Annotated in this window: 10 protein-coding genes and 2 pseudogenes; 7 read left to right on the forward strand and 5 right to left on the reverse strand. The window is 70.3% G+C overall.

What is annotated here, in order from left to right:
* Positions 1 to 10 precede the first annotated feature (10 nt).
* Positions 11 to 1450: an NF041680 family putative transposase gene (locus tag B056_RS0132855; protein WP_018506085.1), complete on the reverse strand. Its 1440-nt coding sequence runs from the start codon at positions 1448 to 1450 to the stop codon at positions 11 to 13.
* 342 nt (positions 1451 to 1792) lie between these two features.
* On the opposite strand from B056_RS0132855, the gene B056_RS0132860 reads away from it, so the two are divergent.
* Positions 1793 to 2605 (forward strand): class I SAM-dependent methyltransferase, encoded by an 813-nt coding sequence (locus B056_RS0132860; RefSeq protein WP_026240425.1) that lies wholly within the window; start codon positions 1793 to 1795, stop codon positions 2603 to 2605.
* A gap of 100 nt (positions 2606 to 2705) precedes the next feature.
* Positions 2706 to 4019 (forward strand): MFS transporter, encoded by a 1314-nt coding sequence (locus B056_RS38920; RefSeq protein ID WP_018506087.1) that lies wholly within the window; start codon positions 2706 to 2708, stop codon positions 4017 to 4019.
* Positions 4020 to 4024: 5 nt separating this feature from the next.
* Here B056_RS38920 and B056_RS42235 read toward each other — a convergent pair whose 3' ends face one another.
* Both B056_RS42235 and B056_RS0132875 read right to left on the reverse strand, forming a co-directional pair.
* Positions 4025 to 4336, reverse strand: a complete 312-nt coding sequence (locus B056_RS42235) for a GyrI-like domain-containing protein (RefSeq protein ID WP_154677363.1) — start codon at positions 4334 to 4336, stop codon at positions 4025 to 4027.
* Between the two features lie 325 nt (positions 4337 to 4661).
* Positions 4662 to 5540, reverse strand: coding sequence for an alpha/beta fold hydrolase (locus tag B056_RS0132875; protein ID WP_018506089.1), 879 nt, complete (start codon positions 5538 to 5540; stop codon positions 4662 to 4664).
* A 123-nt stretch (positions 5541 to 5663) separates the two neighbouring features.
* Between B056_RS0132875 and B056_RS0132880 the strand changes: the two genes are divergently transcribed.
* The 3 genes from B056_RS0132880 to B056_RS0132895 all read left to right on the forward strand — a co-directional run bounded on the left by B056_RS0132880 (position 5664) and on the right by B056_RS0132895 (position 9880).
* Positions 5664 to 7634, forward strand: coding sequence for a BTAD domain-containing putative transcriptional regulator (locus B056_RS0132880; RefSeq protein WP_018506090.1), 1971 nt, complete (start codon positions 5664 to 5666; stop codon positions 7632 to 7634).
* A gap of 119 nt (positions 7635 to 7753) precedes the next feature.
* Entirely contained in the window at positions 7754 to 8167 is a 414-nt protein-coding gene (locus B056_RS0132885; RefSeq protein ID WP_035753622.1) for a helix-turn-helix domain-containing protein, read from the forward strand.
* A 420-nt stretch (positions 8168 to 8587) separates the two neighbouring features.
* A complete protein-coding gene (locus B056_RS0132895) occupies positions 8588 to 9880 on the forward strand; it encodes a DUF11 domain-containing protein (protein WP_154677364.1) in 1293 nt (430 codons plus the stop codon).
* A gap of 143 nt (positions 9881 to 10023) precedes the next feature.
* Here the strand turns inward: B056_RS0132895 and B056_RS45615 are convergent.
* Positions 10024 to 10416: pseudogene (locus B056_RS45615) on the reverse strand (transposase); the annotation flags it as partial.
* Positions 10417 to 10614: 198 nt separating this feature from the next.
* Here B056_RS45615 and B056_RS38930 point away from each other — a divergent pair.
* Positions 10615 to 11154: a GNAT family N-acetyltransferase gene (locus tag B056_RS38930; protein ID WP_018506095.1), complete on the forward strand. Its 540-nt coding sequence runs from the start codon at positions 10615 to 10617 to the stop codon at positions 11152 to 11154.
* A gap of 26 nt (positions 11155 to 11180) precedes the next feature.
* Here the strand turns inward: B056_RS38930 and B056_RS38935 are convergent.
* Positions 11181 to 11639, reverse strand: a pseudogene (locus tag B056_RS38935) (transposase); the annotation flags it as partial.
* 219 nt (positions 11640 to 11858) lie between these two features.
* On the opposite strand from B056_RS38935, the gene B056_RS0132915 reads away from it, so the two are divergent.
* Positions 11859 to 12404, forward strand: a complete 546-nt coding sequence (locus B056_RS0132915; protein ID WP_018506097.1) for a PaaI family thioesterase — start codon at positions 11859 to 11861, stop codon at positions 12402 to 12404.
* Positions 12405 to 13116 lie beyond the last annotated feature (712 nt).

Genomic DNA, 13116 nt, shown 5'->3' on the forward strand with positions numbered 1-13116 from the left:
AGCTTGATTTTTAACCTTTCTGTTGCTGGTGGGCGGTCATGGTGAGTTCCCGTCTGGTGGTCTTTCCGACGTCGTGGTGGGGTGCTGGCCTGTAGTTGCGCGAGCCGGGAGGGCGGCCGGGACCGGCTTTGGTGGGTTTCGGTGCGCTGGCGGGGAGGGGCATGATCGCGCGGATGTTCCGGAATCCTCGTCGGACTCGGGCGGGGGTGAGTCGTTCTGGTGGGGCGGGTTTCTCCCAGGGGCGGCGTAGGTCGCGGGCCAGTGGTCGGGCGAGGCGGAGCTGGGTGTGGGCGACGATGATCAGCCAGGTCCAGCGGTCGGCGGCCTGCGGAGTGCGCAGTTTCGGTCGGGTCCAGCCGAGGGTCTGTTTGAACAGGCGGAAGGTGTGTTCCAGGTCGAAGCGGCGTAGGAACGCCTGCCAGGCGCGGTCGATGTCGGCGGCGGTCGCATCGACGGCGGAGGACCACAGCCAGACGGGCTTGGGGTCGCGGTCGCCGGGCAGATGGTCGACCTGCAGGCGGATGAGGGTCCCTTCGATGATCGGGAGGTCGCCGGAGTGGTCGAGCCAGCAGGTGCGGTGGGTGAGCCGGGGGTGGAGCCGGTCCCAGCTTGCCGCGGTGGCTTGCCCGTAGCGGCTGGTGTGGGTGGTCGTGGTGTGCTGCGGTGCGGGCCAGGTCGCGGGCTTGTCGAGGGCGAACTCGGGGCCGTGTTTGGGTGGACGACCGTTGACGCCGGGCTGTCTGGGTGGTTTCGGGAGCCGCAGCACCCGGTCGGAACGGATCCGCCCGAGGACCTCGACGGGCAGGTCGGCCAGGACGAACGCCAGCCGGGTCACGTCGTACCCGGCGTCCATGACGATCAGGATGTTCGGGTCGCCGTCGTGCCAGTGTCCGGCGGCGGTCAGACGGCCCACGACCGCCCGGAGCTGGTCGGCGGTCACCGCGGTGGCGTCGTCGTCGGGGCCGAGACGAACCGCGTCCAGGACCGCGGTCCACGACGTCCGGCCGGGTTCGAGGGCGGCGACGAACGAGTAGGGCCAGCCCGGGATCAGCTGGGCCTGGTTCTTCGCCCGGCCGTGCACATGGCAGAACAGCCGGTCCGCGCTGGTGGGTGCATCCGAACGCAGCCACGGGCTGACGTCGACGGCCAGCACGAGTCGTCCGTCGGCGGCCGTGGGCAGCGCAAGGCCGGCGAGCGTGCGCCGCAGCCGGGAGATCTCCAGTCGGCCGCTGTTCAGCCCGTCGTACAAGGCCCCGTGGCCGCGGCGGTGTTCCGGGGCCAGTGTCAGGTCGACCAGCGTCCGGACCGGGCCGTCGGTGCACAGCACCGCCTCCACGGCTTCGAACAGCGCGTCCGCGCGGCGAGTCAGGCAGTCGTAGAACTCCCGGCGGAAGCGACACAGCCGCCCCAGAGCCTCGACGCGTCCTGGTTCGTCCTGCACACTGCCCATCACGACCTTCGGTTCGATCCGGCTTCTTGGGCGAGAGCACGATCTTCCGAAGGTCGTTCCACGTCACGAGGACACGCCCATCCACCCCACAACACCAGCAGGTTTCACCCAGCGTGACACCCGAAGGTTAAACGGCAAGCTCAGTGCGTCTGACGCAATCTCGCCGGCCAGCGAGGCGTGTTCCGGGTAATTTACCCGCGCTTGGCGATGAACGCGGCGAGGGCGTCGCCCCGGTGATCAGGAGAACAGGTGCGATCGTGCCGGCACGATGTGCCGGCCAGCGTGCGCCGGAGCCGGCCCGCCGGTGACGGTGCGGTGGACGGTTTCAGGGAGGACGATGCGGTGCCAGGCACGGATCGGCGACACCTCGGCCGGCTGTTCAACGACGTCCCGGAGCTCTATGACCGGGTCCGGCCGGGCTACCCCGACGAGCTGTTCGCGGATCTCGTCACCGTCACCGGCCTGGGCGAACGCTCGTCGGTGCTGGAGGTGGGCTGCGGTACCGGCCAGGCGACGCGCTCGCTGGCGGCGCTCGGCTGCCCGGTGACCGCCGTCGAGGCAGGCGAGGGAATGGCCGCGCTGGCCCGCCGACGGCTCGCCGCCTTCGGCGACGTCAAGGTCGAGACGTCGACGTTCGAGACGTGGGACGGCCGTGGCGCCCGCTTCGATGTCCTGGTGGCCGCCTCGGCGTGGCACTGGATCGATCCGTCGACCGGCTGGGCGCGAGCGCACGAGCTGCTGCGTCCCGCAGGGTGGATGGCGTTGCTCGGCAACGTCGTCGTCCGCCGGCCGGGGGAGCCGGAGGTGTACGCCGAGACCGCCGATCTCCACGAACGGTTCTCCCCGGGCAATCCCGACTGGGGCCATCCACCGCTCGAGGGCGACGTGCGCACCACCGGCGAGGGCTGGGGACTCGTCGACGACCCCGGCACCCTGTTCGGCCCGACGACCGTGCGCTGGTACCCGACGGTACAGTGGTTCGACGGGGACGGCTTCGCCGATCTGCTCCGCTCGACGTCGCCGTACCGCAAGCTCGGCCGGGACGTCCGTGAACCCCTGCTCGAGGCGATCGCCGAGCGCGTCCGCACCCGGCTGGGCGACCGGGCACCGCGCCGTTACCTGAGCGTCCTGCGGGTCGGACAGCGCACCGGATGAGCCGAACCGAAGGCGAGGCCGTGCGATCTCACCGGGCCTGGACGCCCGACACGTGAGCTCGACGCCCCCGAGAGGATCAAAAAGCAGGCGGACGCGGCTGATGGTCGATGTTCGCCCGTTGCGGGTCAGGCCGTATGGGCGGCTGTGGGCGTCCACCGTCGTCACCGCGATGGGCAGTGCGCTCACCGCGGTCGCGGTGCCGCTGCAGATCTACCAGATCACCGGGTCGTCGACCTACGTCGGACTGGCCGGGTTGGCGGCCCTCGGCCCGCTGGTGGTCTGCGGACTGTGGGGTGGCGCGGTCACCGACGTCGTCGACCGGCGCCGGATGATGCTGGTCACCAACAGCGGCATCGCGCTCACCTCGACGGTGTTGTGGGTCCAGGCGGTCCTCGGGCTGCGTTCGGTCGCGGTCCTGCTGGGGCTGGTCGCGGTGCAGCAGGGCCTGTTCGGCGCGAACACGGCGGTGCGCGGCGCGGTCGTTCCCCGGCTGGTCCCGGCCGAGCTGCTCCCGGCCGCGAACACGCTGCAGTCCTCCGTCGTCTACGCCGGCGGGATCGCCGGGCCGCTCCTCGCGGGCGCGCTGCTCTCCGTGATCGGGATCGGGACGCTCTATCTCGGCGAGGCCGCGGCGCTGTGCGTGACGCTGTGGGCGGTGTGGAAACTGCCACCGCTGCCGCCCCTGCGCGAAGGGGCGCGCCGTGTCGGCCCACGGGAGATCGGCGTCGGCCTGGGCTACCTGAGGACACGCCCGATCCTGCTGGTCACCTACCTCGCGGATCTCATCGCCATGCTGTTCGCCAACCCGGTGGCGCTGTTCCCGCAGGTGGCACGGGAGACCTTCGGTGATCCACCGGGTGGCGGGTTCGCGATCGGTGTTCTCTACGCCGCCCTTCCCGCCGGCGCGCTGTGCGCCGCCCTGCTGTCCGGGACCTTCACCGGCCTGCGCCGCCACGGCGCGGTGATAACCGCGGCGGTGGGCGGGTGGGGTCTGGCCGTCACCGCGTTCGGGTTCTCCCGCGACCTGGTGCTCGCCGCGCTGTTCCTCACGCTCGCGGGCGCCGCCGTCATCGTGCTGAGCGTGTTCCGCAGAACCGTCCTGCAGGAGGCGGTCACCGATGTGATGCGCGGGCGGATGCAGGGCGTCGACGTCATCGTCGCCGCCGGCGGCCCGCAGCTGGGCGCCCTCGCCCACGGCACCGCCGGCGCCGCGCTCGGCACGACCTGGGCGATCAGCGGCGGTGGCATCCTCGCCGTCGCCGCGATGCTCGCCACCGTCCTGGTTTTCCCCGCCTTCTGGCGCTACCGGCCCCCACCCGATCCGATCAGCCCCGATCCGGTCAGCCCTGATCCGGTCAGCGCAGCAGCGAACGCACCGAGCCTGAGCCCCAAGCCGGCAGATCAGCCGATCTGACCGGGTCAGGATTGTGTGATCGGCTCCTGCAGTTCGGTCACCCAGCGTCCAGGGGCCTCCGGGGGGCAGGCGAGGTAGAGCTCGCGGGGGTATCCGACCGCCCGGTAGCCGTGGCTGTCGATCCAGGCGGCCAGGGACTGGCCGGTGGAGACGGCCTCGTTCATGGACCCGCGGTGCACGATGGTGGCCGCGGAGGGGATCTCCGGAAGGTCCACGATCGTGAAGTCGTGGCTGGCGTCGGGCTCGGCCCCGACCGGCAGGGCCGCATGGACGATGATCGTGTCATCGCCCTGCGCGGAGTCCGAGTAGTAGGCGATGGCTCAGGGACGCCGCAGACCACGCCACCGAACGTCACCGAAGGCGGCGACCGCTCACATAGACCCGACCACTGCTCGTTTGCTGCTCACATGCACCGTCGGTTGCCCATCTGCACCCGACGTCTACGAGTGCTGTAGGGGTGGCGGATAAATGAGCAATCGGTCCTGGGACTTCGCGCCTATCTGAGCAGCGTTCGAGGGGTTGCTGCCGGGATAGTTGAGCAGGATCTTCTGGTTGTCGTGTGAGTTGACGTCCGGTGTCGGTTACTGGCTGTGGTGCGGTTCGGTCGTGGTGCGGCTGTGGCTGCGGGCTACTTCGGGCCGTTCAGCGGGCGAGGAGGTCTCGCAGGGCCTTGCTGATGTCGGCGGGGGCCTCTTCGGCCATGAAATGACCGCAGGTGACGGTGGTGTGTCGCAGGTCGGCTGCCCAGGCGTTCCATAGCGCGGGGGCGTCGAAACCGAGTGCGGCGCCCCAGTCCTGCTGGAGCACAGTGACCGGCATCCGCAGCTGGCTGCCGTTGGCGCGGTCGACCCGGTCGTGGTCGATGTCGATGCCGGCGGAGGCGCGATAGTCGGCCACGATCGAGGGGACCGCCTTGCGGCAGGCGTCCAGGTAGGCGGCGCGGATGTCGGCGGTGACGGCCTGCGGGTCGTTGGTCCAGATGTCGAGGAAGTGGCCGAAGAACGCGTCCGGGCTGGCCGTGATCAGCTGCTCGGGCAGGGGGGAGGGCTGGGCCATGAGGTAGAGGTGGAAGCCGACGGCGGCGGTGGCGCCGTGCATCACCTCCCACATGTCCAGGGTCGGGAGCACGTCGAGGCAAGCCAGGTGGGTGATCGTTTCGGGGTGGTCGAGGGCGGCGCGGAAGGCGACCAGGGCGCCGCGGTCGTGCCCGGCCAGCGCGAAGCGCTCGTGCCCGAGCGCGCGGGCCAGGGCGACGATGTCGGCGGCCATGGTGCGCTTGGCGTAGGCGGTGCCGTCGGTCTCGGCGGGTTTGTCGCTGGTGCCGTAGCCGCGCAGGTCAGGGCAGATCACGGCGTGGTCGGTCGCGAGGTCGGCGGCGACGTGCCGCCACATGAGGTGGGTCTGCGGGAAGCCGTGCAGCAGCATGATCGGAGTGCCCGAACCGCCAACGGCCGCGTTGAGGGACACGCCGTCGGCGACGGGGACATGCTGATAGTCGAAGGTGGCGATGACTGGTGCCATGGTTCCGCCTTTTTCGAGATGACCAGAGATGATCAGACCTCTCCAGCGTGCCGGGCGTGGATGAGCATCAGATGAGCGCGCTACCCTGAGCTCAGGGCGATGCCCCGGAGAGGGTGGTCGCGGGTGCAGGTCCTGTTCGGTGTGCTGGGGCCGGTGGTGGCCTGGGACGGCGCCGAGGATGAAGTCGCCTTGAAGGGGCCTCGGCACCGTGCGGTGCTCGCCCGGTTGATCATCGCCCGCCGTCGCGTCGTTCCGGTCTCCCGCCTGGTCGAGGACCTGTGGACGGATCCGCCCTCGGATGCGGTGGGCGCGGTACGCACCTTCGTGGCTGCGCTGCGCCGCGCCCTGGAACCGGAGCGTTCACCCCGCGCTCCGGCCCGCCTGCTGGTGACCGAGGGGCCGGGGTACGCGCTGCGCGCCGAGCAGTGCGCGGTAGACGCGTGGCGATTCGAGCAGGCGGTGGCCGCCGCCGCGAAGCTGTCGCCCACAGAATCGTCCGCACGGCTTGCGCAGGCGCTGGGGTGGTGGCGTGGCCCTGCCTACGCCGAGTTCGCCGATCAGCCCTGGGTCCGCGCGGAGCGCTCCCGGCTTGTGGACCTGCGACTTCACGCGGTCGAGCGGCGGGCCGAGGCCCTTCTGGCGCTGGGCTTGGCCGCGCGGGCGGCGGCGGATCTGGACGCGCTCGTGGCTCAGCACCCCTGGCGCGAGGATGCCTGGCGTCTGCTGGCCCTGGCGCTGTACCGCACTGGCCGTCAGGGCGACGCGCTGGCGGTCCTGCGCCGGGCGCGGGCGCTTCTGGCCGAGCAACTGGGGGTGGATCCCAGCCCGGGACTACGCACCCTGGAAGCGGACATTCTCCGCCATGCCGCCCACCTCGACCCCCAACCGGGCGGCGCGGCGGGGCGGGTGTGGGCGCAGACAGCGGCAGCCTACGACCGCGCCGTGCCCGCCGGGGCCCAGGCACGACTGGAATCGACGGTAGGTCTGCTGCGCAACCTCGCGGTGACCGGAGGCCCCGGCCTTCTGGAAGCTCGCCGGCACCGGGTGGCGGCCATCGCGGCGGCCGAAGAGCTGGGCGACGCGGAACTGACCGCCCGCCTGATCGGCGCCTACGACGTCCCAGCGATCTGGACGCGCGTCGATGATCCGGAGCAGGCCGCGCAGGTCGTCGCGGCGGCGGAGCGTGCCCTGAGCACACTCCCGCCCGGCGGGCACGAGACAGCCCGGGCTCGGCTGCTGGCCACGATCGCCGTGGAGTCGCGCGGCACCCGCGCGGCGCGCGGCCCGCAGGCGGCCCGGCAGGCAGAGGAGATCGCCCGCCGCCTGGACGATCCATCGACGCTGGCGTTCGCGCTGAACGCCGTGTTCATGCAGACCTTCCACCAAGCTGGTCTGGCGCCGCGCCGGAACGAGATCGGCGCCGAGCTGGTCACCCTGTCCGCCCGGCACGGCCTGGTCACCTTCGAGGTCCTCGGCCACCTCATGCGCCTCCAGGCCCGCAGCGCCCTGGCGGACTTCACCGCAGCCGACCATCACGCGCGCGCCGCTGACCGCCTCGCCGGACGCCACGAACTACCGCTGGTGGGCCTGTTCACCCAGTGGTACGCCGCGCTGCGAAACGCCGCGACCGGCCCGGCAACAGCGGTCGAGGTGGAGGCGGCCTACCGGAACGCCGCCGCTCGGCTGGAAGGCTCCGGCATGCCCGGACTAGAACACGGCCTGCTACCACTCGCGCTGCTGTCTATGCGCGTGGAACGTGCACTGCCCGCCCAGGCCGACGAGCGCACCGACTGGGGACCCTACGAGCCCTGGGCTCGCCCCCTGGTGCTGCTGGCCCAAGACCGTCACCGTGACGCCGCCGCAGAGCTGCGCAAGGTCCCGGACCCGCCCCGCGATCTGCTGTTCGAGGCCCTGTGGTGCCTCACCGCCCAAGCGGCCATCGCCGTCGGCGACCGGGAGACGATGGAGCGTGCCTCCATCGACCTCGCCCCCGCGGCAGCGGAGCTGGCGGGAGCGGGCAGCGGCCTGTTGACCCTGGGCCCGGTCTCGAAGCACCTGAGCGACCTCGCCGCCGCCCTCCGACGCCCTCGATGAACGGCCCCCTCCGCCGGGCTAGTGGTCGTCGCCGTTAGTTCGTCGGTTGTCGGCGGTGTCGGGTAGGTAGAGGCCGGCGGCAAGGTCGAGTGCGGCTTCGGCTCGGTAGAACCTTCGACGTGTCTCGCCGTGCCACCGCGATCACCCTGACCGATGACGTCCGCGCCGAGCTGACGAGGCGCGCCCGCTCGGCGACCGTGCCTCGTCGTGACTGGCTGCGCGCGAGGATCGTGCTCGCCGCCGACGGAGCGGGTAACACGGCGATCGCTGCCGGCCTCGGCGTCTGTGCGGACACCGCCGGCAAGTGGCGGGGCCGGTTCGCCGCCGAGGGTCTCGGCGGGCTGGCTGACCGGCCCCGCTCGGGACGGCCGGCCCGGTTCAGCGCGGTGCAGGTCGCCGAGATCAAGGCGGTGGCCTGCACCCGGCCCGCCGACGTCCTCGACGGTCACCTGGTGGCCAGCACGCTGGTGACCGTCCCCGCCCTGGCCCAGCCGTCCTGGCTGCTCGAGATCGCGGTCGTCGCCGCGTCGTAAGCGGCTCTTTGACCGTCGTCACAACCCGTGTCGTGAAGCGCCGACTCGGTTACTTTTCCCGGCGACTGGCGTGCGGCGCCGCATTGTTGTGGCGCAGTCGCGTGGTATTCGCCGGGGTCGTATACGGTCTGATCTCCAGTTCTTCCTGACCTGAATACGGGGGGTAGGTAGTGGGTATCTGTGCTGCGCATGGTCGGCCGAGACGGCCCGGCCGAGCGGGCCTGGGAGTGGCGGTGGTGGCCGCCGCGCTGGTGGGCCCAGTCCTGACCATCGGCATCGCCCAAGCGGCGACGGTCAATCAGGGAAACCTCAAACTCACCAACAAGAAGGCCGACGCCGGAACGCAGGGTGTCGCGATGGGGTGGACGTACCGGGCCCAGAAGCCCACGGCACCCGGCACCCGGCACGATCACCATCACCGTGCCAGCCGGTTTCTCCGCTCCGCAGACGTCCGCCCCGGCGGCGCCGGGTTATCTGAGCGCGACCTCGGGGTGCGCGCAGTTCCAGGTGGCCGGGACCACCGCCCAGCCTGACGGATCGAGCGTGGTCACCGTCGCGACGGACTGCGCCGACCAGCAGGTCGCGACCCTGTCCTACAGCGACGTGACCGTTCCGTCCGCACCCGGCACGTTCGCGTTCCCCGCGTCGTTCACGCCGGCGGGATCCGCCGCGATTCCGTTCGTGGACGCGAACACCTTCGTGGTCTCCGCCGCGCCGCTGGCCAGCCTGACTCTCAGCCCGTCGACGTCGACGATCGCCGCCGGCGCGAGCCAGACCTACACGGTGCAGGGATTCGACGCCCTCGGGAACGCGGTGACGCCCGACCCGACCGGCACCCGGTACACCATCACCCCGGACGGGACCTGCACCGACGCGACCTGCACGGCGACCACCGCGGGAGTCCACACCGTCACCGTGAAGGACAAGGGCATCGCCGCGACGGCGACGCTCACGGTCGGCGCGGCGCCGACGGGCGCCGACGTCGCGGTCACCCAGACAGTCAGCACCGCGAGCCCGATCTACTACGGCGATGTCTCCTTCACCACGACCGTGACGAACACCAGCACGGTCGCGACGGCGCAGGGCGTGGCCGTGGCGGTCGCGATCCCGTCCGGCGTCCTCACGCCGGCAGTCGACCCGAGTGGATTGACGACTTTCTCGTCCTCGACGGGCGTCTGGACGATCGGTGAACTCGCACCCGGCGCTCACGCCACGCTGACAGTGTCCGGCGTCGCCGGCGATGTGGCGTTGGGCGGGCAGTCCCTCATCGCAACGGCGACCTCGACGACGACGGACCCGAACCCGACGAACAACACGGCCTCGGCCACCGAGACCTCCCAGCCGGCGGACATCAACGTCACGATTACCCCTGACCCGGGAAACCCGGCAAACGGCATCCCGCTCGGCGTTCCGGGCACCGTGAGCTGGACCGCCTCGGTCGCCAACGCCACCAATCCAGCCGCTCCTGTGCCGGTGGGCGCCCTCACCTGGACCTGCTTCGGGAGCAGCGGCCTCTATTCGTGCCCTGACACGCCGGCGCTCGATCCAACCTTGAACCTGTCTACGTTGACGTTCGAGAGCGCGCTCTTCCAGCACAGCGAGACGTATTTCCTGACCGCGACCTTCAACGCCGATGGATCCGCAAACAATGGCAACTACCGGACGGACGGCTTCGCGTCGACCGTGACAGTACTGGTGGTGCCCGCCGGCTGATTGTCCCGGGGTTCGCGAGCCATGGCGGCTCGCGAACCCCGGTGGTCAGACGCGTGTTCGCGTGATCCGGCGGTGCGTTCGGTAGTCGACTAGTGGGTCTGTAAAGTTACTGGCTCTGCCTCACTTCCGGTGGTGACTGTGTGTTAGCCGAGCAGGATGCGGTGGCGGAGGAGTGGGAAGCCGGCTCGGCCGTGCATCTGGCGCATGATCTTCTTGGTTTTGGTGTTGACGCCTTCGGTGCCGCCGTTGCTGTAGGGCAGGGTGAGCGCGTTGTTCACGGCGTGCCGGTCGAGGTCGAGGCCGCGGGTGTAGGCATGCAGGTGGGGCAGGTCGGCGGCCCGCGCTGTGGTGGTCCAGGCGGTGAGGAGGGTGTCGTTGCCGTCGGTGGGGTCGAGCAGCGCGGCGAAGCCGCGGACCAGGCCGGCGAGGGTGGTCATCTCGGGGCAGGCGGCGGTGAGCTGGTCGAGCCGGTCGCGTTGGGCGTCGGTGAGAGCGTCGGGCTTGGCAGGTAGGCGCCGCCGCGACCGGGTCGGAGCGGGGGTGTCCGGGACGTCAACGGCCGCGGCCACCACCGCTACGGCCGATGCTCCTATGGATGTCAAGCGGTCGCAGGAGCATCGATGGTCTTTCGAACTTCGCGCTGCCCCTGACTCGGAGCCGGTCATGCTGAGAGTTGCACCGCTGGTGAGTACGGGCGCGGCCGACCTCTCTCCACCGTCCGGAAGGCTGGAACAGTGAAGATCCGGGAGTGCCGGGAACAGGATCTCGAACTGTTGGAAGTCCGCATATCCTCGGGCGGGCAGACCCGACAACACGCCATCAGGTTCGAACGCCAGCAACGCGGCCTCAGCACCTACCTGATCGCCTGGGTCGACAGCATCCCCGTCGGAACAGGCGAGATCTTGTGGCAAGGATGCTCCGCACCCGAAGTGATACAGCGCTACTCTCAGTGTCCCGAGCTGAACGGCCTGGCCGTCTGGCCCGTCGAACTGCAGTCCCAGGGCACCGGAACCGCTGTCGTCCGCGCCGCGGAAGCCCTGGCGCACGACCGTGGCTACCAGCAAATCGGACTCGGCGTCGCCGACGACAACCCCCGCGCCGCAGCGCTCTACCAGCGGCTCGGCTACCAGGAGACCGGCTGCCGCTATCTCGACCGCTACCACTACCTCGATGACCACGGCCGCCGCCACGATGTCGCCGACCCGGCACGGTTCCTGGTCAAACAGCTCCAGGAAAGGCAACCGCAACCAGGGAACCCGCCGCCAGCCCCCTGATCAGAAACGCTCGATACCTGTCCACGTCACGCGGCCACGGGAAGATCCTTTGACGTACTGAAAGCGGTGAAAATCGGGTAGATCTCCCGGGCCACGTACCGTTTGAGACAGCGAATGATCTCTTTCTTGGTCTTGCCCTCGGCGGTACGGCGCTCGACGTAGGCCTGGGTGGCGGGGTCCCAGCGCAGGCGGCAGACCACGACACGGTGCAGCGCGGCGTTGGCCTGGCGGTCCCCGCCCCGGTGGAGCCGGTAGCGGTGCGTCCGCCCGGACGACGCGGGCAGCGGGGCAACACCGCACAACATCGCGAACGCCGCCTCGGAACGCAGCCGGTCGGGATTGTCGCCAGCGCTGACGAGCAGCTGCCCGGCGGTGTCCGCGCCGACACCGTTCACGGCGAGCAGCGTCGGGGCGACGAGCCGGCTGATGACCTTGTCCAGGTCGGTGATCTCACGGGACAGGTGCTGCACGCGGGAACGGGATCCGCCCCGGAGGTCCCGACCGTAGGACACCGGCCGTGACGGGCTCAGCGATGGAATCGACGTCAGGCCGCACCTCTCGGAGCGTTTTGGGAGTCTGGGGTGGTGACCGAACCCCGCACGACTTCCCCCGATGTCCCGGCTTCCCCCGATGTCCCGGCCGGGTCCGCGCGAGACGGCGCCAAGGCCGTTGAGTTACCCGGTGGGCCGGACTTCGGCCGTTTCGTGGACAACCTGCGTCACCTGCTCGACGTCGTCGCCGGCGCCCGGCCGCCGTCCGAGATGGTGACGCAGGTCGCCGATGAGTTCGCGCGGATCAGCGCGCAGCTCGCGCCGTTCACCGTCGCGGAGTCCACGAGGGCGACCGGGCTCCGGCTCGATCTTCCCGGGCGCGGCCAGACGATGGCACCCGCTCTGCTCTGGGATGTCCACGACAGCGAACAGGCGTCCTGCCGGGTGACGTTCGGACGGCACTACCTCACCGTGAACGGGGCGGTCCACGGCGGCGCCCTGCCCCTGGCGTTCGACGAGGCGCTGGCCATGCTCGCCAACACCGGCCGACCCTTCGCCCGGTCGGTGTACCTGAACGTCACCTACCGCGCGTTGACCCGTGTCGACGTGCCGCTGCGCCTGGACGCGACGGTCGACCGGGTCGAGGGCCGCAAGCTCTTCCTCACCGGACGTCTGTTCGACGGCGACACGTTGTGCGCCGACGCCGAGGGCCTGTTCGTCCAGCTCAGACCGGCCCAGTCTGAAGCGACCGACCGGTAAGCCGGGAGCGCGGGGTCTCGGGGTCTTCCTGACATGTCCGAGGTTCTGTCTTCCAGGCCTGTCCCGTCCCGGGCGTGGCGTGAGCGTCAGGCGGGATCCGCTGGTCTCCAGGTTGAACACCACAGCCTAAAGCAAGATTGTCAACACCGTTGACAATCTTGCTTTAGAGGTTCCGCTCAGGACTCGTCGAGGGTGAGCGCCGTCGTGCTCTCCCGTCCCGCGGCTCACGGGCAACGAGCGGGCCCCGTGACGTACGGATCAAGAAGTCCCGTCCCTACAGGCCCGATCACGGGTGGTGACAGGTGGGACGACTAGTGCCTTGAACCCGCGAGAAATTAATGCCCCACCTACCGACAGAGGACGCTTGGAGGTCGCGAAACCAGGGGTCGGAGAGCCCTCACGGCCCCGTTCTGACGGGGTGAACAATCTCGAAGGTGGGTGGGTGGCCGTCCGAGGGCGGCGGGCCTCGGCGGGCGGGGCTGCGCGGGTGGAGATCTGCGCCGCTGCGCCGGGCCTCGTGCACAGTGTGTGAACAGGTGTGGAAGACCAGGATCCCTGTCGTTCCAGGAGATCTGACGACCCGTAGTGGTTGACGGCACGCCACGTCGATTACCANCTGTGATCGTCAGTGGGCAGGGCTGTCCTGACGGCAGGTGTCAGAGCCCGAGCGGAATCCGGGTCTCGGCCCGCTGTACCGGCAGCGGAAGGCGCG

It is taken from the genome of Parafrankia discariae (assembly GCF_000373365.1).
GTDB classification, from domain to species: domain Bacteria; phylum Actinomycetota; class Actinomycetes; order Frankiales; family Frankiaceae; genus Parafrankia; species Parafrankia discariae.